The sequence below is a fragment of the Rossellomorea aquimaris genome (assembly GCF_003315075.1).
GTDB lineage: Bacteria > Bacillota > Bacilli > Bacillales > Bacillaceae_B > Rossellomorea > Rossellomorea aquimaris_C.
In genome coordinates this window covers 141,534-161,046 of record NZ_QNRJ01000007.1, presented here as the reverse complement: position 1 = coordinate 161,046, position 19,513 = coordinate 141,534, and the positions used below count along the sequence as shown (strand labels likewise).

At 42.1% G+C, this 19,513-nt stretch carries 22 protein-coding genes and 4 riboswitches; of the genes, 14 read left to right on the top strand and 8 right to left on the bottom strand.

Features of this window, described 5'->3' with window-relative positions:
• Nucleotides 1-46 precede the first annotated feature (46 nt).
• Entirely contained in the window at nt 47-229 is a 183-nt protein-coding gene (locus DET59_RS11640) for a hypothetical protein (protein ID WP_113969852.1), read from the top strand.
• A gap of 61 nt (nt 230-290) precedes the next feature.
• Here the strand turns inward: DET59_RS11640 and DET59_RS11635 are convergent, their stop codons facing one another.
• Nucleotides 291-536 (bottom strand): DUF6154 family protein, encoded by a 246-nt coding sequence (locus tag DET59_RS11635; RefSeq protein WP_113969851.1) that lies wholly within the window; start codon nt 534-536, stop codon nt 291-293.
• A gap of 229 nt (nt 537-765) precedes the next feature.
• Here DET59_RS11635 and DET59_RS11630 point away from each other — a divergent pair, with 229 nt between their 5' ends.
• The 3 genes from DET59_RS11630 (at nt 766) to ytkD (ending at nt 2,120) form a co-directional block, all read left to right on the top strand.
• Nucleotides 766-1,155 carry a phage holin family protein gene (locus tag DET59_RS11630; protein ID WP_258549652.1) on the top strand — a complete coding sequence of 130 codons (390 nt, stop codon included), beginning with the start codon at nt 766-768 and terminating at the stop codon, nt 1,153-1,155.
• A gap of 56 nt (nt 1,156-1,211) precedes the next feature.
• Nucleotides 1,212-1,550: a hydrolase gene (locus DET59_RS11625; RefSeq protein ID WP_113969850.1), complete on the top strand. Its 339-nt coding sequence runs from the start codon at nt 1,212-1,214 to the stop codon at nt 1,548-1,550.
• A gap of 96 nt (nt 1,551-1,646) precedes the next feature.
• The gene (gene ytkD, locus DET59_RS11620; RefSeq protein WP_113969849.1) at nt 1,647-2,120 is read left to right on the top strand and encodes an RNA deprotection pyrophosphohydrolase; all 474 of its coding nucleotides are present in this window, start codon (nt 1,647-1,649) and stop codon (nt 2,118-2,120) included.
• On the opposite strand, the gene DET59_RS11615 is transcribed toward ytkD, so the two are convergent.
• The 3 genes from DET59_RS11615 to DET59_RS11605 all read right to left on the bottom strand — a co-directional run bounded on the left by DET59_RS11615 (nt 2,110) and on the right by DET59_RS11605 (nt 4,741).
• On the bottom strand, nt 2,110-2,910 hold the full coding sequence (locus DET59_RS11615) for an ABC transporter permease (protein WP_113969848.1): 801 nt from the start codon (nt 2,908-2,910) through the stop codon (nt 2,110-2,112). The genes ytkD and DET59_RS11615 overlap by 11 nt on opposite strands.
• Complete coding sequence (locus tag DET59_RS11610; protein ID WP_113969847.1) at nt 2,891-3,667, bottom strand: ABC transporter ATP-binding protein; 777 nt, start codon at nt 3,665-3,667, stop codon at nt 2,891-2,893. The genes DET59_RS11615 and DET59_RS11610 overlap by 20 nt, the downstream gene beginning before the upstream one ends.
• Nucleotides 3,668-3,739: 72 nt before the next feature.
• Nucleotides 3,740-4,741 (bottom strand): ABC transporter substrate-binding protein, encoded by a 1,002-nt coding sequence (locus DET59_RS11605; RefSeq protein WP_113969846.1) that lies wholly within the window; start codon nt 4,739-4,741, stop codon nt 3,740-3,742.
• A gap of 217 nt (nt 4,742-4,958) precedes the next feature.
• On the opposite strand from DET59_RS11605, the gene DET59_RS11600 reads away from it, so the two are divergent.
• Nucleotides 4,959-5,741 carry an alpha/beta hydrolase family protein gene (locus DET59_RS11600; protein WP_113969845.1) on the top strand — a complete coding sequence of 261 codons (783 nt, stop codon included), beginning with the start codon at nt 4,959-4,961 and terminating at the stop codon, nt 5,739-5,741.
• A gap of 550 nt (nt 5,742-6,291) precedes the next feature.
• Nucleotides 6,292-6,534 (top strand): DUF2584 domain-containing protein, encoded by a 243-nt coding sequence (locus DET59_RS11595; protein ID WP_113969844.1) that lies wholly within the window; start codon nt 6,292-6,294, stop codon nt 6,532-6,534.
• A 39-nt stretch (nt 6,535-6,573) separates the two neighbouring features.
• On the opposite strand, the gene DET59_RS11590 is transcribed toward DET59_RS11595, so the two are convergent.
• The gene (locus tag DET59_RS11590; protein WP_113969843.1) at nt 6,574-6,906 is read right to left on the bottom strand and encodes a hypothetical protein; all 333 of its coding nucleotides are present in this window, start codon (nt 6,904-6,906) and stop codon (nt 6,574-6,576) included.
• A 130-nt stretch (nt 6,907-7,036) separates the two neighbouring features.
• A riboswitch (cobalamin riboswitch) is annotated at nt 7,037-7,223 on the top strand.
• Nucleotides 7,224-7,479: 256 nt separating this feature from the next.
• Here DET59_RS11590 and DET59_RS11585 point away from each other — a divergent pair.
• The 5 genes from DET59_RS11585 to DET59_RS11565 all read left to right on the top strand — a co-directional run bounded on the left by DET59_RS11585 (nt 7,480) and on the right by DET59_RS11565 (nt 13,106).
• A complete protein-coding gene (locus tag DET59_RS11585; RefSeq protein WP_113969842.1) occupies nt 7,480-8,418 on the top strand; it encodes an ABC transporter substrate-binding protein in 939 nt (312 codons plus the stop codon).
• A gap of 134 nt (nt 8,419-8,552) precedes the next feature.
• Nucleotides 8,553-9,245, top strand: a complete 693-nt coding sequence (locus DET59_RS11580; protein WP_113969841.1) for a copper homeostasis protein CutC — start codon at nt 8,553-8,555, stop codon at nt 9,243-9,245.
• Between the two features lie 87 nt (nt 9,246-9,332).
• A riboswitch (SAM riboswitch) is annotated at nt 9,333-9,443 on the top strand.
• Nucleotides 9,444-9,512: 69 nt separating this feature from the next.
• Nucleotides 9,513-9,697: riboswitch (cobalamin riboswitch) on the top strand.
• Nucleotides 9,698-9,849: 152 nt separating this feature from the next.
• Nucleotides 9,850-12,150, top strand: a complete 2,301-nt coding sequence (gene metE / locus DET59_RS11575) for a 5-methyltetrahydropteroyltriglutamate--homocysteine S-methyltransferase (protein ID WP_113969840.1) — start codon at nt 9,850-9,852, stop codon at nt 12,148-12,150.
• Nucleotides 12,151-12,272: 122 nt separating this feature from the next.
• Entirely contained in the window at nt 12,273-12,455 is a 183-nt protein-coding gene (locus DET59_RS11570) for a hypothetical protein (RefSeq protein WP_113969839.1), read from the top strand.
• Between the two features lie 84 nt (nt 12,456-12,539).
• Nucleotides 12,540-13,106, top strand: a complete 567-nt coding sequence (locus DET59_RS11565) for a biotin transporter BioY (protein WP_397540936.1) — start codon at nt 12,540-12,542, stop codon at nt 13,104-13,106.
• A gap of 42 nt (nt 13,107-13,148) precedes the next feature.
• Here DET59_RS11565 and DET59_RS11560 read toward each other — a convergent pair whose 3' ends face one another.
• Nucleotides 13,149-13,937: a GNAT family N-acetyltransferase gene (locus DET59_RS11560; RefSeq protein WP_113969837.1), complete on the bottom strand. Its 789-nt coding sequence runs from the start codon at nt 13,935-13,937 to the stop codon at nt 13,149-13,151.
• 236 nt (nt 13,938-14,173) lie between these two features.
• On the opposite strand from DET59_RS11560, the gene DET59_RS11555 reads away from it, so the two are divergent.
• The gene (locus DET59_RS11555) at nt 14,174-14,323 is read left to right on the top strand and encodes a lmo0937 family membrane protein (protein ID WP_113969836.1); all 150 of its coding nucleotides are present in this window, start codon (nt 14,174-14,176) and stop codon (nt 14,321-14,323) included.
• 60 nt (nt 14,324-14,383) lie between these two features.
• Here the strand turns inward: DET59_RS11555 and pckA are convergent, their stop codons facing one another.
• Complete coding sequence (gene pckA / locus DET59_RS11550; RefSeq protein ID WP_113969835.1) at nt 14,384-15,973, bottom strand: phosphoenolpyruvate carboxykinase (ATP); 1,590 nt, start codon at nt 15,971-15,973, stop codon at nt 14,384-14,386.
• A 324-nt stretch (nt 15,974-16,297) separates the two neighbouring features.
• A riboswitch (SAM riboswitch) is annotated at nt 16,298-16,442 on the top strand.
• Between the two features lie 212 nt (nt 16,443-16,654).
• On the opposite strand from pckA, the gene metK reads away from it, so the two are divergent.
• On the top strand, nt 16,655-17,857 hold the full coding sequence (gene metK, locus DET59_RS11545) for a methionine adenosyltransferase (protein ID WP_113969834.1): 1,203 nt from the start codon (nt 16,655-16,657) through the stop codon (nt 17,855-17,857).
• Nucleotides 17,858-18,102: 245 nt separating this feature from the next.
• Here the strand turns inward: metK and DET59_RS11540 are convergent, their stop codons facing one another.
• A complete protein-coding gene (locus tag DET59_RS11540) occupies nt 18,103-18,618 on the bottom strand; it encodes a gamma carbonic anhydrase (protein WP_113969833.1) in 516 nt (171 codons plus the stop codon).
• A gap of 85 nt (nt 18,619-18,703) precedes the next feature.
• Here DET59_RS11540 and DET59_RS11535 point away from each other — a divergent pair, with 85 nt between their 5' ends.
• Complete coding sequence (locus tag DET59_RS11535; protein WP_113969832.1) at nt 18,704-19,507, top strand: alpha/beta fold hydrolase; 804 nt, start codon at nt 18,704-18,706, stop codon at nt 19,505-19,507.
• Nucleotides 19,508-19,513 lie beyond the last annotated feature (6 nt).

Genomic DNA, 19,513 nt, shown 5'->3' with positions numbered 1-19,513 from the left:
ATTAGTATGTACCAGCTTTAATAGTCGAAACGAGGGGAATGTTACCATGGATGTTTCTTCAATGATGGGTAAGCAAGTTGCCGAGCTTCAACGTACACTCAGTATGAACTTATTGAAAAGTCAGATGGCGACTCAAACGGCTCAAGCGACCGTAATGATGAAAGAAATGCAGGTCAGTCAGCCTGCGCCGCATCCCGATAAAGGACATGTCCTTGATGTGAAGGGATGAAAAAGGGAAGAAGCCTTGTTCCGGGAAATTCGGATCAAGGCTTCTTCTTTCACCTTTTCAATTAATGAAGGCTCCTTTTTTCCAGTCTCACTCGTTCTTCGCTGTTGGACCATTTTTCTTTTAGTGTTTCAAATATGTATAAGCGGAAGAAGTATTGTAATTCTTCTGTTTCCATTTCCTGAATTAGTTCCAGTAGCTCGCTCCTGGAGGTATCTTCTAAGATTGTAAGGGCAATGAGGTCTAAGTCTTCGTCGGTACCTTTGATCCTTCCACGGTACATTTCATAAATTTCTTCGATTAACTTCATGCGCTTCACCTCCCTTTCGTTTCATTTTACCATGAACGTTTATGAATTACTCTACATATTATGCTAGGACAACTCTTATTTGTCTTTACCCTTTATCAGACTAATTAACCATGGGCTATAAAAAGGTTTTTGCACTTTTTGACACGAGAAGCTGCTGTTAAAGCCGGTGAAGTCCTGGTTTCACATTCACTTGTTACAACCCAACCATTAGAAAAAGGAGATGCTTTATTTGGAAAAAAGTATGCTGTTCGTTGGATCGGGACTGGGTGCAATCATTTTAAACTTATTTGGAGAATGGAATTCGCTGTTGACCATTTTGTTAATTGCCGTGACTTTGGATTATGTTACAGGGATGATTGCAAGTGGGATTGAAGGGAAGTTATCCAGTAAATTCGGTTTGAGGGGGATTGGCCGGAAGGTGCTGATTTTTTCCCTTGTCACGGTTGCCCACCTTATTGATACTATACTAACAAATCAACACTTTATTCGTAATGCCACGATTATTTTTTACTTATGTAATGAAATGATATCGATCATAGAAAATGTAGGGCGTGCAGGAGTACCTGTACCGGAGTTTCTAAGGAAAGCGGTAGAAGTTTTAAAGAAGAAATCGAAGTGAATAGAATTTCGTCAATTGAGGAAAATGAAGGGTAAGCACAGTGAAGGGGTGGGAAGATGAACGAAGAACGACACGATTATTATATTGAAGTAGCCACTGGTGAGATTTCAAGAAGCTCGACCGATTCCGAATGGAACTTTAAGATATCTGCAACAGATGAAGAAATCACCCAGCTGCGGGAGGTATTCGATTCCAATCACTCGGTCGATTGGCAGAACTTCTATCGTGCGCATGTCCCTTATATTCAATATCATTTTGACAGGCAGAATGATGCGTACGATGAAAACCTGCATATTGTGTATGAAATGCTTCATCGTCTAGGAGACGACGAAGCGAAGAAATTCATTGAAGAAATGGGTATTCTGAATTCTCAGCCTCATGAGGATCCTCAATAAAGAATAAAAGTGTTGGTTCAGAAGAGATATCTGTGGACCAATGCTTTTTATTTATGGTTAGATGAAAGAAAGTGTGTACGGGTGAGGTGAAGTCAGATGGAACAGTTTATCGATGAAAATGGGAAGAGAGTAGAAATATCCTTTGAAAAGGGAAGCTTTCAACAAGAATCACATCATGTGTTGGTTCTATGCCGCTACAAGGAGAAATGGTTGTTAACACGGCATAAAAAAAGAGGCCTGGAGTTTCCTGGTGGGAAGCGGGAAAAAGGAGAAACCCTTGAGGAAGCTGCGGTACGTGAAACGTATGAAGAGACAGGGGGAGTGATCAAGGAGCCTTTATTCATAGGGGAATATAAGGTATATGATCACTCACCATTTATTAAAACGATTTTTTTCGCTGAAGCTGAGGGTATCGCAAGCAAGGAAGATTATCTGGAAACTGATGGAGGCGTTCTGTGGAATGGTGATTTCTCCAACATTCATGACGATCCTTCCTTTAGTTTTATCATGAAAGATCAAGTGGTGGACTTGGCTCTCAAAAGAATAGGGGATCTCAACCTTATGATTTGATCAACTTCTTTTCGAGTTGCTCAACCAGCTTATACATAATGGTAGCGAATACGGCAATGACAAGCAGGGATAGAAGGACAAGGGTAAAGTTAAAGACCTGGAAACCATAAATGATCATATACCCAAGCCCTTTGGCGGAAACAAGGAACTCTCCTACGATGACCCCGACCCATGATAAGCCCACGTTGACTTTCAGTGTCGAGATGATGGTCGGGAAAGAGGCAGGGAGAATGACTTCTTTGAACATTTGCCCCCTTCTTGCTCCGAAGGTCTGCATCACCTTCAAATAATTCGGGTCCACTTCCCTGAAGGAAGTATACACAACAATCGTAGTGATGATGACGGAAATGACGGTACCCATGGCGATGATCGATGTGAATCCGGGTCCCAGCCCCACAATCAATATCGGACCGAGGGCTACTTTGGGCATGGCATTCAGGATCACAAGATAAGGGTCCAATACTTTAGAAAGTAATGGTGACCACCATAATAAAGCGGCTAAAAGGGTTCCTAGTAAGGTGCCGAGAATGAATCCGATGATGGTTTCACCGAGTGTGACAGAAAGGTTGGCGAGCAGGCTTCCGTCACCAAGTTTTACGAGAAACAGCTTCCAGATTTTTGAGGGTGAGCTGAAGATGAGTGGATCTATCCAGCTGTTCCGGCTCGCGATTTCCCACAGAGAAAAGAACACAAAGAAAATAAGAGCCTGATAAAACCAAACCCATCGCTGTTCTTTTTTAATCGATTGGATGTATTCCTGGTGTTTTTGTTTAATCGATTCGTGATTCAAGTTTTTCAAGCTCCTTCCATATGGTTTGGAAAAATCCCGGGTATTCCTGGTGATTCCTCACTTCAAAGGGCATTAACTCTTTTAACTGTGGCGGGACCTCGAATATCTTGTGGACATACCCTGGTTTCGACCCGAATAGAATGATGCGGTCACTCATGGAGATGGCTTCGCCTATATCATGGGTCACAAGAATGGCGGTTTTGCCAAAGGATTTTAAAGTGGAGTAGACCAAATCCTCTAACTTCAATTTGGTTTGATAATCGAGTGCCGAGAAAGGTTCATCCAGGAGAAGTAATTGAGGTTCTGTGATCAGGGTTCGAATCAGGGCCACCCTTTGACGCATTCCTCCTGACAGTTCCCTTGGATAAGATGCTTCGACACCTTCCAACCCCATTTCAGTCAACAAAGCATGAGCTTCCTTCTTCTTTTCTTCTGTCAGGGTCCCCATAATGGTTAAACCTAATAAAATATTTTCTTCAATGGTCTTCCACGGAAACAGATAGTCCTGCTGCAGCATGTATCCGAGTTTCTCTTTCATTTTTCGAATGGGTTGCTGGTTTAAAAGAATCGTTCCTTCTGTCGGCTTGATAAGTCCTGCAATAATGGAGAGCAGCGTGGTTTTCCCGCATCCACTCGGACCGATAAACGAGACAAACTCCCCTTCTTTTACCGCAAGCGTAATGTCTGAGAGGGCATGGGTGGCCGTTTTGGGTGAAAAGTAGGTGTGGTGGATCGATTCTAAAGATAGAAAGTTCACTGTATTTAAGCCTCCATTTTCTTTTTTTTCTATAAGGGAAGGGCTGACATGTGAAGTCAGCCCCGGATCGTTCTACTTTGCTGCTTTTTCAGCAATAGACGTGTTCACTAACGTTTCATGATCAACGGACTGTGGAAGCTCTCCTGCTTCATCCATGATGTTCTGGAGATTGTTCCACTCTTCTTCATCAAGGATCGGATCTGTGGCGAAGGATCCTTGTGATTTGTAGCGATCAACAACCGTTTCAATCAATGAAAGCTCTGTATCTTCGAAATAGGGTTCAATCACTTTGGCGATGTCTGCAGCGCTGTTTTCTTCGACCCATGCTTGAGCTTTGTACAAAGCTTTCGTGAATTTCTCAACGGTTTCTTTGTTTTCTTTCATGTAGCTGTCTTTGGCCATGAACGTTGTATAGGGAACGTGACCTGATTCTGTTCCAAAGGAAGCCACGATATGCCCTTTTCCTTCCAGTTCAAAAATGGATGCCGTTGGTTCGAATAATTGAACGTAGTCCCCTGTACCGGAAGCAAAGGCACTGGCAATATTCGCGAAATCAATGTTTTGGATCAGGTTCAGATCGTTCTGTGGATCGATGCCGTTCTGCTTTAGCACAAATTCTCCAACCATTTGCGGCATTCCGCCTTTACGCTGCCCCAGGAAGGTGGACCCCTTTAGCTGATCCCAATCAAAGTTCTCTACTTTTTCACGGGAAACAAGAAATGTTCCATCGGTTTGGGTTAATTGAGCAAAGTTAATGACCGGATCATCGGAACCTTGTGCATGGACGTAGATGGAGGTTTCTGAACCGACCAGGGCAACATCGGCACCGCCCGAGAGCAAGGTGGTCATGGTCTTATCTCCACCCCAGGTAGTGGTCAGTTCAATGTCGAGTCCCTCTTCTTTGAAGAATCCTTTTTCAATTGCGACATATTCAGGAGCATAGAAAATCGAGCGGGTTACTTCTGCTACACGAACTTTCTGTACGACTTCTTCTTTTTCTCCACATGCTGTCAACCCGATTGCCAACATACCTATGAGCAATACGGCAAAGCCACTACGAAGCCATTTTTTCATTCAATATTCCTCCTTAAGCTTTATGAAACTCGTTTAACGATAGAATGGGGATGAGTGCATCTCTCTTTGCCTTGTTTATCTTTCCATAGTAAAAGGGTAGGATGGTCATAAAGGCAGGGTTTTGAATCGTCTGCTGATGATGAGATTTGCTAAAATATCCTATGTGAAGGATAAAAAATGTGTGAATACCCAATGCACGTTTTGAAAGGAAGAGAATATGAAAAACGGAACGATTGTGAAGAAAACCTTGTTTCCTTCACCTAATCCTCATGTGGAACTATATGAAATTACCTATCTATCCTCCGGTCTACGGGTAAAGGGCTTATTGGCTGAACCTGCTGAAGCTGGGAAGTATGAGGGTTTCCTCTATTTAAGAGGTGGGATCAAAGGCGTCGGCATGGTCCGCCCGGCGAGAATCGCTCAGTTTGCTTCTCACGGATTCATTGTATTTGCTCCTTATTACCGAGGAAACCTTGGTGGAGAGGGAAATGAAGATTTTGCGGGAGATGATCGTGAAGACGCCATTTCGGGTGTTGAACTGCTTAAAGACTATCACAGAGTGGTCCATAACCGGATCCATGTGTTTGGCTTTTCCCGTGGAGGGGTCATGGCACTTCTGACAGGCATAGAGCAGAGGGACGTCACCTCCGTTGTTACATGGGGAGGCGTTTCAGATATGTTTTTAACATATGACGAACGGAAGGATCTCAGGAGAATGATGAAAAGAGTCATAGGGGGAAGTCCCAATAAAGTTCCGGAACGATACGAATGGCGTACCCCACTATACGAATTGGACAACCTTGAAGCTCCCGTATTGATCATTCACGGTGAAAAGGATCAGAACGTTTCCGTGGAGCATGCATATAGATTAGAAAAAAGACTGAAAGAGTTGGAGAAATCTGTGTCGTCCCGATACTTTAAAGAGTTTACGCACTACTTTCCACCTCGAAAGAATCAACAAATCGTCTCCATGCTATGCACATGGATGAAAAATCAATAGACAGTGGTGTAATAAATAAAAGCTCTTTACACAAAGCTTGTGGCTATCTTAATGAAGAAAGTAATAGTTGTTTTCCGCTCCAGGATGCTCGCTTTCCGCGGGGCCGGCGGTGAGCCTCCTCGGCTTTGCCTCCGGGGTCTCACCTGTCCAGCTATTCCCGCAGGAGTCGAGCATCCTTCCGCTCCAATCAACTTTCTAAGCATTATTCTTTAAAAAGAAAATAAAAAAACAAAAACTTTTAGCAAACAACCACTTTATGTTGGAGGTTAATGATTTATTGAAGAAGAATTCTGTTTTCTAATTAGATTGTTTTTTTATGCCTTGTAGCTCTGTCACGAAAAATCTCTTGAAGATGGTGAGGGGAACTGCGTAGACTCCTGCGGAAGTACGGGCGTGCCGAGACCCCGTTCGGCTAAGCTGAGGAGGCTCGGCCGAACGTCCGCGGAAAGCGAAGCAGTTCCCCACACCATCCAGCACATACTAATGGACAGAGCATAGGCAGTTCTTATGTTAAAATAGAGCAAATAAAAAAGGATTGAGGTCAAGCGAAATGGGGATGGGCTTGGAATTAAACACGATGATCGTGACAAAAGGAAAAGAAGTAAGGAAAGAAGAGAATCTGTTCGAGCTCCAAAAGGCGGGATATCGTCTTTATCCTATGCATATTCCGATAGATGTAAGAAAAACGAAACACAGTGATCCCAGTGGTTACGGCAGGATCGAAAAGATGGAGTGGACGGATGAGAAAACGACGATTCTATATCGGTTGATTTCCTTGAATTCCACGAACTAAATAAAGGAGGGCTGTAAACATCCGCTTACAGCCCTCCTTTTATTGTATTTCCTCATATAAAATATAGCGGTTATCCTCAGTCTGGGCGATCAGATAGTTGCTGTGATCTTTCACGCTATAGATGGGTGTTCCTTTTTTCAGTGTATTGGCCGTAAAGTCATTCACGGGGTGATACTCACTATCAATCTTTTCTTTAATAGCCCCGAGCTTTTCATCCAGGACCAGCTTCTTCTCCTCAGTGACCTTTACATATTCCTTCTTGTTCACCACCATCATATCCCCGTATCCACATAATTCATAGGATGCAGGTTCTTTGTCGCCGCATGCACTTAATAAGAATACGCATAATATCAAAACAACCAATCGCTTCATGTTTTTCCTCCTTATCATTTCTTCACATACTCAAAAGATATTCAAGCTTGTACGTCAACATGTTTGTTTTTTATGCAAAACTTCATCAACTTTGAAATGGATAAAGTGGTATAATGTTCCTTAAGTGAATAAACCCACGCAGAAATTAGGTGCTGATCTTTAGCATAAAGGGAATTCGGTGTGAATCCGAAGCTGTTTCCGCAACTGTAAGTGCTGACGAAATAAGAAGAAAACCACTATTTGATCATTCAGATGGGAAGGTTCTTAGAGTAGGCTGACGCACGAGCCAGGATACCTGCCTATTTTCCATCGTATTATGCTCTTCGGAAGTTAGGGGTATGGTGCGGCTTTTTAGCATCTCTTTTTTCATATGGATGACAACTGCCGGCCAATATTCTTGGGTGGTTTTTTTGTGTTTTTATACCCTCCCGGAAGATACGATAGGTGCTTCACAAATATCATTCAGGAAGGAGGAACTTACAGATGGAATGGATTTTCGCTACATATGCTATCAATACCTTTTGTGAGTAAATCGTATAGAGAAAAAATTTAGAGAAGCGGGGAAGATGAAATATGAAAAAATCATGGTTAAATAGTTTACTGCTATCAATCATCCTGGTAGTTTTCGCAGGGTGCAGCAATGGGGAAGAAGTAACATCCACAAAGGAAGTCAAGCCTGAAAATGAGTCTTATTCTGTGACCGATGACAGGGGAGAAGAAATTAGCTTTGAGAAAGTGCCGGAAACCGTTATTTCCTTACAGCCGAGTAACACAGAGATTCTCTTTGCCATAGGAGCCGGAGATAAGGTAATCGGGGCAACTGAATTCGACAACTATCCTGAAGAAGCGAAAGAGATTAAAAGAGTGTCGGATTCCATGACGGTCAATGCTGAAGAGGTCATTGCACTAAAGCCGGAAGTTGTCATTGCTTATACCACTGGAGATGATGCCGGAGTGAAGCAGCTTGAAGAGGCGGGATTAAACGTATTCGTCATTCAATCTGCCCAAACCTTTGAAGATGTTTATGGGGATATTGAACAAATTGCAACGGTAATGGGAGTAGAGAAGAAGGGGAACGAATTGGTAGACGGCATCAAGCAACAGATTTCAGATGTGAAAGAAAAAGTAAGTACACTAAAGGAAAAAGAACAAGTATATTTTGAAATCAGTCCATTTCCTGATATCTATACAGCTGGAGCAGAAACATTTCAGCAGGAAATACTGGAAACGGCCGGGGTCGAGAATATCTTTGTAGATCAAAAAGGCTGGGTGAAAGTAGGAGAAGAAGAAATCATTAAACGTAATCCTAATATGATTTTGACGACAGTGGGATATGTCGACGAGCCGACAGCTGAAATCAAGTCACGGGAAAGCTGGAAAGATGTAAATGCAGTGATTAATGATCAAGTCCATTTCCTGGATTCAGATATCATGTCAAGACCGGGCCCCCGGATAGGTGAAGCCGTCGAGCTTACAGCCAAAACAGTGTATCCGGATTTATTTTCTGAATAAGTTCCTATAGACAGACATGCTATGTGTAAAAAGCAATGTTCATTAAGATGGATCATAGTTTTTTTACTTCAGTTTATACGATATTCCTCCGTGTGATAAAGTAAGTGTATAAAATGACGTTAGGAGATATCACCATGAGTAAACTGGAAGTGATTGTACTGAATGAAGAAGATGCAAAGATTGCAGAAGGTTGTGGAGCAGACCGTCTTGAATTAGTATCCGCCATTCAGGAGGGCGGGTTAACACCTGATTATCAAGTTATCGAAAGCGTAATAAATGCAGTTTCCATCCCTGTTCAAGTGATGCTGCGTCCACATAGCAAGTCGTTTACCTATCTTGACTCTGAACTTAGCGATATGATTAAACAGGTGGAAACCTTTCATCAAATCGGAGTCCAAGGAATCGTATTTGGAGCTTTAACTATCGACGGGGAACTCGATAAGCCTTCCTTAGAGCAGATTTTGGAGGCGGCACAAGGTCAATCCGTAACGTTTCACCGGGCGATAGACGTCTCGAACAATCCGTTGAATCTGTATGAAGAGTTATATCAATCAAACGTAAAAATCGATCGAGTTCTAACCTCAGGTGGAGAAACTGGAGTGCTTGAAGGGGTCATGACGATTAATGAAATGCTGAAAATAGAGAAAAAGGGTGGACCTATCATCATGCCGGGTTCAGGACTCACAGTGGAAAACATCGAGGAAATACACGAAGAATTAAGGGCGAGGGAGTACCACTTTGGCTCCGGGGTTCGAATGGACAACAGCTACTTATCAGGGATAGATCCTTATAAAATGAAAACTGTGAAATCAATTATTTCTAACTGAAATTAATTAAAAGATAGAAATCCTTTTGACAGTTTCAATATGTTCATGCTATTATAGTCACTAATTTCAAAATTGTATAAATATTTACTCTTATTGAGAGTGGTGGAGGGACTGGCCCTGTGAAACCCGGCAGCCATTCAACAAATTTGTTGAAACGGTGCTAATTCCTGCAAAGCAAATGGCTTTGGAAAATAAGAGAGGATTCTAATAAACATGAAGCCCTCTCTATCGCAAGAGAGGGCTTTTCGTTTTTATGAAAGAAAAATTAAATAGACAAATGCAATAGGTGCTGAGTCATGCTCAGCTAAAAGGGAAGACCGGTGAAAATCCGGCACGGTCCCGCCACTGTGATGGGGAGCGACTTATCATTCAACCACTATTTCTGTTGAAATGGGAAGGGATAAGAAGCTGTGAACCTAAGTCAGGAGACCTGCCTGTTGTATGCGCTTATGCTCTACGTGGATATAGAGAGGGGTGAGGAATACGTGTTGAGAATACAAGATTGTCTCAACTCTAGTTAGTGATACGTATGAATCTCTCTTTCATTTGAAAGGGAGATTTTTTTGTTGATGACAATCATATCAAGATAAGGAGTGAGGATTGAATGAGTAAGGTGATCAGTTCGAATTTAGGATATCCAAGGATTGGTGAAAAGCGTGAATGGAAAAAGACGCTGGAACAATTTTGGGCAGGGAAGATTGAAAAGGATGCCTTCTTAGAACAAGTGGAGGAAATACGAGTCAACCATTTGAAGAAGCAATTGGATCAGGGGATTGATTTAGTTCCGGTTGGAGATTTCAGCTTATATGATCATGTGCTTGATACAGCGGTCATGTTCGGCTTGGTTCCCGAGAGGTTTCATTATAGTGCGGGTAAGGTCTCTCTTGAAACGTATTTTGAAATGGCGAGAGGCTCAAAGGACGCAGTGGCACTGGAAATGACAAAATGGTTTAACACCAACTATCACTATCTCGTGCCTGAACTTGATGGGATCATCCCCCAGTTGGTGGAAAACCGTCCCCTGCATTTTTTTAGAGAGACAAAAGAAAAACTGGGCATAGAAGGGAAACCCGTTATTTTAGGTCCTTTCACTTTTGTGAAGTTGTCTAAAGGGTATGAAACCGGGGATTATAAGACTCTTGTTGATCAATTTGTCCCTCTTTATGCTGAAGTACTGCGTGAATTACAGGAAGAGGGTGTAGAGTGGGTACAAATGGATGAACCGATATTATGCACCTCTATCGGGGAAGAAGAGATGGATCAATTCAAAGAAGTCTATCAAACACTTAAAGAATCCTGCCCCGGGTTAAAGATCATCCTTCAAACCTATTATGATAGTTTGGAAAGATACCAGCGGGTGTTAACACTCCCGGTAGATGGCATCGGGATAGATTTTGTGCATGATCGTGGAGAAAATTTGGCGGCTCTGAAGAAATTTGGTTTTCCTAAGGATAAATTTTTGGCTGCCGGCATTCTTGATGGGAGGAATATTTGGAGGAGTAATCTTGCTGATACCCATTCCCTTCTATCGTTCATTACCGGGTATGTTCCAAGTGATCGCTTGATCATACAACCATCCTGCAGTTTATTACATGTACCTGTAACCTTGCAGAATGAAGAAACACTTGATGCACCCCTCATTGACGCTCTATCATTTGCTGATGAGAAATTGCATGAAATCACTATTTTAACAAAGGGGATTCGTGACGGATCTGCAACCATTGAAGAAGAAATCGCACAAAGTGTAACGGGCATTAAGAATTTAAACGAATCACCGCTCCGTAATAATAGGGAGGTGCAGGAAGAGGTTAAAGGATTGCATCCACATAATGTCGGGAGAAAGGATCCTTTCCCTATTCGTAAATTGGAACAGGCCAAGTATTTATCATTACCTTTTCTACCTACCACTACAATCGGCAGTTTTCCTCAAACCCAGGAAGTGAGAAGGCAAAGGCTGAAGTGGAGGAAAGGTGAACTTTCTGAAGGGGAGTATCAGCAATATATTCATGCGGAAATCAAACGTTGGATCGAAATTCAGGAACAAATAGGCCTTGATGTGCTGGTACATGGTGAATTCGAACGGACGGATATGGTTGAATTTTTTGGTGGAAAATTAGAAGGTTTTCAGTTTACGAAGTATGGGTGGGTACAATCATACGGTTCAAGATGTGTGAAGCCACCACTCATATATGGTGATGTGAATTTTAAAGAACCTATGACCGTCAAAGAAACCGTATATGCTCAATCCTTAACCGATAAACCGGTTAAAGGGATGTTAACGGGTCCTATCACGATTCTGAACTGGTCATTTGTTCGGAATGATGTATCACGGTATGAAGTGGCTAATCAAATCGCACTGTCTCTTCAAAAGGAGATAGAGGTATTAGAAGCCAATGGGATTCCTATGATACAAGTTGATGAGCCGGCACTTAGGGAAGGACTGCCTTTAAAGAGTGAAAATTGGGAGGAATATCTTAAGGCTGCCGTTTATGCTTTCAAATTGGCCACTTCTTCTGTACAGAACCAAACCCAGGTCCATACACATATGTGCTATTCGGATTTTGAAGATATTATTGAGGCCATCAGTGATCTGGATGCTGACGTCATCTCGATTGAAACCTCGAGAAGTCACGGGGAATTGATCCATGTTTTTGAAGACAATACGTATGACAAAGGGATTGGTCTGGGGGTATATGACATTCACAGTCCCCGGGTGCCGAAGCGTGAAGAATTAATCCGTAATATAAATCGGGCTCTTGAAGTGCTGGATCCCGATTTATTCTGGGTCAACCCGGATTGTGGTTTGAAAACCCGTGGGATCGATGAGACGGTATCAGCTCTTAAAACCATGGTGGAAGCGGCGGAACAAGTGCGTGAAGAGATGCTGCTTATAAAGGAAAGATAATAGACGGGAAGCGGGGAGAAATAGGATCGAGTGCAGCTGATTACGTTCCTTTGATCCACCTTTTCAAATCGCAGGACGCAGTTGAAAGGAATTGCGTCCTGCCCATAAGGAGAGAAATGAAAATGCCATACATAGCCATTGGAAGAATCATTCAGGTATTTAATGAACGTCATCCAAATCACACCATCCTGTACCTTGTGAGTGATAAGGGCATTGATGAGTTTCCCCAGGGCAGGGTCTCATTAAAAACCGCTTTAGAATGGCAGGAAAAAGAAAAGGTATGTAATGTCTATGCTCCCAGTTAAGGATAGGGAGAAAAATAAGCTTCCCAAAATCCTTTTACTTGTGTTAACTTATTATTATACATAGTTTACATACACAAGGGGGATTTGCAAGTGAACGGAGAAAAACTAAGGGTGATCATTCACTGTGCCATCTTTGCTGCGATTACGGGGATTTTCGCTCAAATCGAGATTCCACTGCCACTCGTTCCTATCAGCGGGCAAACATTAGCAGTAGGAATTACAGCGACGATTCTTGGAAGCAGATATGGTGCGTTTGCCATGGTATGCTATGCAGCCCTGGGTGCAGTCGGTGTTCCTGTGTTTGCAGGCTTCAGTGGAGGTGCACAGGTACTGGTTGGGCCTACAGGGGGCTATATTTTCGGTTTTATCGTAGCGGCTTTCTTTACAGGCTTCATTCTTGAAAAAACAAAATTCACCATTCCTATGGCGATGATTGCCAATACAGTTGGGATGATCATTACGTTGATCCTGGGTACCATTCAACTGAAATTTGTTGCCGATCTTAGCTGGAATCAGGCAATGGCAGCAGGCGTTTATCCATTTATCGTAGTGGGCCTTATCAAAGCATTCCTGGCCAGTTGGATTGGAATCACGGTAAGACAACGTCTTGTTCAAGCCAGATTGATTGGGAATCGAAAAGTAGCAGCATAATGAAAAAAGTTGACTCTTTGTTGGGAGTCAACTTTTTTATGACTAAAATTTATACATAGACCAATAGCCAATATCCTTGAATCCGATTCGCTTATAAATTTTTCCTGCTTCAGGATTATCATAGAATAGGCATAACACTTTTCCTTCTTCTAAAACATCACGACAAAGCTTCGTCATGCACTCGGTCGCATATCCTTTTTTCTTATACTCAGGGTGTGTGCAGACAGCGACAATCATCGCAGACATACTGTTTTCCGCGGTTGTGGAAGAAGAAGAAACAAATTTTCCGTCGTCCTCTACGTAATAGCTTCTCGACACTCCTGCTTCCATGCTATGTTTTCTCTTTTCTACAGAAAAATCGCCACCACTGAATTCAGGGATGCTGTTCAACAGGTCCACAAGTTTAGGTAAATCAGTGAGGGTAGCCTTTTTTACATGAGGCAGGTCTTGTCGATCCATTGCTTCCGTGTTGTCACATTTCGCATAGTACATATGTCTTTTGGATTTAATTTCTCTGGATAAAAGAGGTTCGACCTTTTTCACAATCCTTTTTAAACCGGAAACGATGCTGTAGTCTTCGGTCCCATTGATGATTCCGGCAAACCCTTCTGCATCAAATTCACCCATGGAAAAAGGGATGAAGTTTTCTCTGTACTTAAGGAGGATTCCCCTCAAATTCCCTTCCGCATCAAAGTCGCCCCAAATTTTCTGAAAATTCTGTTCATACCCAAAGGCTTCAATATCCCCGATGATAAACAAATTCTCAGCCGGCTGCTGATGAATGAGTTGCTGGCAAATATCATGATCCTGTTCTGTAAGCTGTCTGATCATCATGTTCCCCTCCTGTAAATAATCATTATCATACCAAAATTAGAAATATTTAGTAAAGTATTATTTTTAGGGGAATTTCAATAATAGATGGTACAAGTGATGTAACTTGTATAAATTCAGTGGGACTAACAGAAATTATGAATAGGTACACTTTTTTTATGAAATACCATGCGTGGTTTTAAATTCATTAAAATAGGGAATCTTAGCATCAAACACAGTTACTAGGAGGGAAACTCATGCTTTGGACCATTATTGGAATTCTTTTAGTCCTTTGGTTACTTGGATTGATTTTTAAAATCGGAGGAGCCATCATCCATGTATTACTTGTTATTGCCATTGTTGTATTCTTATTTAACAGAATAACCGGGCGAAAGAAAGGGCTATAACCCCTTTATAATGTCAAAGGTCCGTCCCTCGATTCGAGGGACGGACCTTTGTTATATAGACTATTTAACGGCTGGGCCGCCTTTAAGTTCGATTTCAGATGGTACGTTTGAGAATTTCTTGAAGTTTTCGTTGAATTTGTGGGCAAGTTCTTTTGCCTTCACTTCATAGGCTGCTTCATTGGACCAGGTTCTCTTTGGTTGAAGCACTTCGTCAGGAACACCAGGAACGTGAACAGGGATGTTCAGACCAAAGATGTCGTCCGTTTCTGTTTCAACGTGAGTCAGTTCCCCTTCAAGAGCTGCTTGAATCATAGCACGAGTGTACGATAATTTCATGCGGTTACCAACACCGTATTCTCCACCGGTCCAACCAGTGTTCACTAAGAATACTTGTGCATTGTGCTCATCGATTTTCTTCCCAAGCATCTCGGCATAACGAGTGGCAGGGAGTGGCAGGAATGGTGAGCCAAAGCACGTCGAGAATGTGGCCTGTGGTGAAGTGATTCCTCGCTCAGTACCTGCAAGCTTCGATGTATAGCCGCTCAAGAAGTGGTACATTGCTTGTTCTTTCGTCAGTTTGCTGATTGGAGGCAATACCCCGAATGCATCTGCCGTTAAGAATACAATGGTATTTGGATGTCCTGCAACACTTGGTTCAACGATGTTTTCCATCGCTTGAAGAGGGTACGCAGCACGAGTGTTTTCTGTCAACGTGTTGTCCTCATAATCAGCGATGCGGGAATTGTCATCGAGAACCACATTTTCAAGGACAGAACCGAAACGGATCGCATCAAAGATCTGAGGCTCCTTTTCTCGTGTCAGACCAATACACTTAGCGTAACAGCCGCCTTCAATATTGAATACACCGTTCGGGGACCATCCGTGCTCATCATCGCCGATTAAACGACGGTTTGGATCTGCGGACAATGTCGTTTTTCCTGTACCGGATAAACCGAAGAACAATGCCACATCTCCTTCGCGTCCGACATTTGAAGAACAGTGCATGGAAAGGATATCGGATTCTGGAAGCACATAGTTCATGACCGAGAAGATCGATTTCTTCATTTCTCCTGCATACTCAGTTCCGCCAATTAAGACAATTCTTCTTTCAAATGATACAATGATAAATGTTTCAGAGTGAGTTCCATCTTCTGCTGGATCTGCCTTGAAGTTCGGGGCAGAAACGACGGTGAATTCTGATTGATGACCCTTTAACTCTTCTTCTGAAGGGCGAATGAATAATTGGTGAGCGAAAAGATTATGCCAAGCGAATTCGTTGATCACTTGAATCGGTAGTCTATGTTTTGGGTCAGCACCTGCGAACCCTTTGAATGAAAATACTTCTTCTTTTTCTTTTAAGTAATCTAATACTTTTGTATATAGTTTATCGAATGATTCTGAAGAGATTGGTTGATTGACAGAACCCCACTCAATCTTATCCTTCGTGGATGGTTCTTCTACAATGAATTTATCCTTAGGAGAGCGTCCTGTGTATTTACCAGTTTCTGCTCTGACTGCACCTGATGATGTTAAAACGCCTTCATTTCGTTGAAGGACTTTTTCAACTAATTGGGAAACAGATAATTGTTCCTGAATGTTTTGACCGTTAAGTAATTCTGTTAATTCATTAGACATGCTCACTGAATTCATTAGAACCCTTCCTTTATATAAATTTAATGATCTCGTTTACTTCACAAAAATAGTATAACACAATTGAACCATTAGTCTATACTATTTATTCATTTTTATAATGTGTCTTCATATTGTCACATTTTTTGTCCAAATATAGCTTGTATCTTCTTATATATATGAAGGAAATATCATAATGTTTAGCCTCATTGCCTAATTAGGTTATTTTAAGAGGCAAGATAGGTTGGAATCATGAAAAGAGTAAGCTTGAATGGTTAAACATGTCACTCGAAAAAAAGTTGACACCCTTTGTACGAAACGTTATCATAGTTCCTTGAACGGATACTCTTATCCTGAGCTGGTGGAGGGAGCAGACCCTATGAAACCCAGCAACCTGCTATATAGTGAATGGATCCTTTCTGTTTGAAATGATCCGATTAAGCGAAGGTGCTAAACTGAGGCAAGGTCTAAGAACCTTGAACGATAAGAGAGAAAAGGCGCGGCTATGATCTGAAACCTTTCCTCTAATGCTTTTTTTCGAGGAAGGGTTTTTTCTGTTTATAGTGGATCAAATGCACATAATTCATGATTTTCTTATAAAAAATTCATGTTTACTTCATACTACTTAGGGAAATGAGTACCGTATCTGTTTAATGTTTTGTTAGATTAAAGTCTAACAATTATGCTTAAGGAGGAACCTTGATGTCAACTAAACGTCGTCTGTTTACATCTGAGTCCGTAACCGAAGGACATCCAGATAAAATTTGTGACCAAATCTCTGATTCAATTCTTGATGCAATTCTTACAAATGATCCGAATGCTCGTGTAGCATGTGAAACGTCTGTTACGACGGGTCTTGTTCTTGTTGCAGGTGAAATTACAACGAGTACGTATGTCGATATTCCAAAAATCGTTCGTGAAACGATCCGTGAAATTGGCTACACTCGTGCGAAATATGGCTTTGATGCTGAAACATGTGCTGTATTAACATCCATTGATGAGCAATCTGCTGATATCGCTCAAGGTGTTGATCAGGCACTTGAAGCACGTGAAGGTAAAATGACGGATGAAGAAATCGATGCAATCGGAGCAGGTGACCAGGGGTTAATGTTCGGATTCGCTTGTAATGAAACGAAAGAGCTTATGCCTCTTCCGATTTCCCTTGCTCACAAAATTTCCCGTCGTCTGACTGAAGTTCGTAAAGAAGAAATTCTTCCTTACTTACGTCCGGATGGAAAAACTCAAGTAACCGTTGAATATGATGAAAACGATAAGCCGGTTCGTATTGACACGATCGTTATCTCAACTCAGCATCACCCTGAAGTGTCGCTTGAGCAAATCCAACGTAACTTAAAAGAATATGTCATCGATCCTGTTGTACCGAAAGAACTGATCGATGAGCAAACAAAATACTTCATCAACCCGACTGGTCGTTTTGTTATCGGCGGACCACAAGGTGATGCAGGGTTAACAGGACGTAAAATCATCGTTGACACATACGGCGGATACGCTCGTCACGGTGGCGGTGCATTCTCTGGTAAGGATGCAACAAAAGTGGACCGTTCTGCGGCCTATGCAGCACGTTATGTAGCGAAGAACATTGTGGCAGCAGAACTTGCTGACAAATGTGAAGTTCAATTAGCGTACGCAATCGGTGTGGCTCAACCGGTATCCATCTCAATTGATACATTTGGAACAGGGAAAGTATCAGAAGACGTACTCATTGACGTTGTTCGCAATAACTTTGATCTGCGTCCTGCAGGAATCATCAAAATGCTGGACCTTCGTCGTCCGATCTACAAGCAGACGGCTGCTTACGGACACTTTGGCCGTAACGATATTGATCTTCCTTGGGAGCGTACAAACAAAGCAGAAGCAATAAAAGCGGAAGCGTTAAGCGAATAAGGAAAGATAGAGATAGGAGAGACCAACACTTTTATAGGGTGTTGGTCTTTTTAGTGATGGTGGATTGTAGTGAAATGAGATGTTCTGTGTCTATCGGCAGATAAATCTCGATTTCGGCAGATAAAATTGATTTTTGGCAGATGAATCTTGAAAGTGGCAGACAACCATCAATTTTTTTACCAGTCACACATGAAAAAATTCCATGAGTAATCAAAGGCTGGTTGGGGTATCCCAAGTATAGGATATTAAAATGGTTTGATGCTTTTATAATATTGTCCTTTTTCTGCGTATTCTCTGGAAATGCGCTTCATTTCGCTAATATCATGTTCGTTTAACTCTCTCACTACTTTTGCCGGCCGGCCGAATGCCAGTGTGTTGGGAGGAATGACTTTCCCTTGTGGAACAAGGCTTCCTGCCCCAATAAATGCCCCTTCACCAATTTCAGCATTATCGAGAATGATCGACCCCATGCCGATTAAAGCTTTCTTTCTGATTTTGCAGCTATGTAGAATCACTCCATGGCCTACGGTTACTTCATCTTCAAGAATAAGAGGGTTATTTGGACTCTGATGAAGAATGGAATTATCCTGTATATTTACTTTATTACCGATTTTCGTTGGAGCGACATCCCCTCTGATGACGGTGTTAAACCAGATGCTGGACTCTTCACCGACCTCCACATCCCCAGAGATGGTCACATGATCGGCAATGTATGCCGAATGGGCGATGATTGGTTTTTTATCATAATATGGATAGAGCATTTTTTTACTACCCCTTTCAATAATATTTACTATAATAATGGTAGCAGAATTCATTCACATAGAGAACTATTAAGGAGGAATTGCCATGTGGAAATGGGAAACAGATCAAGAAGCCAAGGCAGTCATCGTTATCATTCATGGAGCAATGGAGCATCATGGCCGGTACGGTTGGCTCATTGAAATGTGGCGTGCAGCAGGCTTCCATGTCATCATGGGGGATTTACCGGGTCAGGGTATGACTTCAAGAAGTCAAAGAGGACATATTGATTCGTTCGATGAATATATAGTGGAAGTGAAAGATTGGGTACAGGCGGCGTATCAATTTGAATTGCCTGTATTTGTGATTGGTCATAGTATGGGTGGGCTTGTTGCGGTGCGTATGCTTCAGGAATCCCATGTGAACCTGGCAGGTGTGATATTGTCCTCACCTTGTTTAGGCTTGGTCACGACCCCTTCAAAACCGATCGAGCTCTTATCCCACGGTTTGAATAAGATCGCTCCCATGGTGAAGTTTCCATCAGGATTAACGATCGATATGGCAACAAGAAATGCAGATGTACGTGAAATTGACAGCAACGATTCACTCTATATCACCAAGGTGTCTGTCCGCTGGTACAGGGAGCTCGCCCATGCAATCAAACTGGCATTTATAAACCTGGAAAAAATGCCTGACGTTCCTCTGCTCGTGCTGCAGGCCGGTGACGACAAAATCGTCGATAAAAAAGCAGTGAAAAAATGGTTCAACGAACTGTCTTTATCTGAAATGCATTACAAAGAATGGCCGAAATGCTATCATGAAATCTATAATGAACCTGAAAGAGAAGATATCTTTGAATACTCGAAGATTTTCATTGAAAGTCGTTTGAAAGCGCTAGGATACATTTTGTAAAAGAGG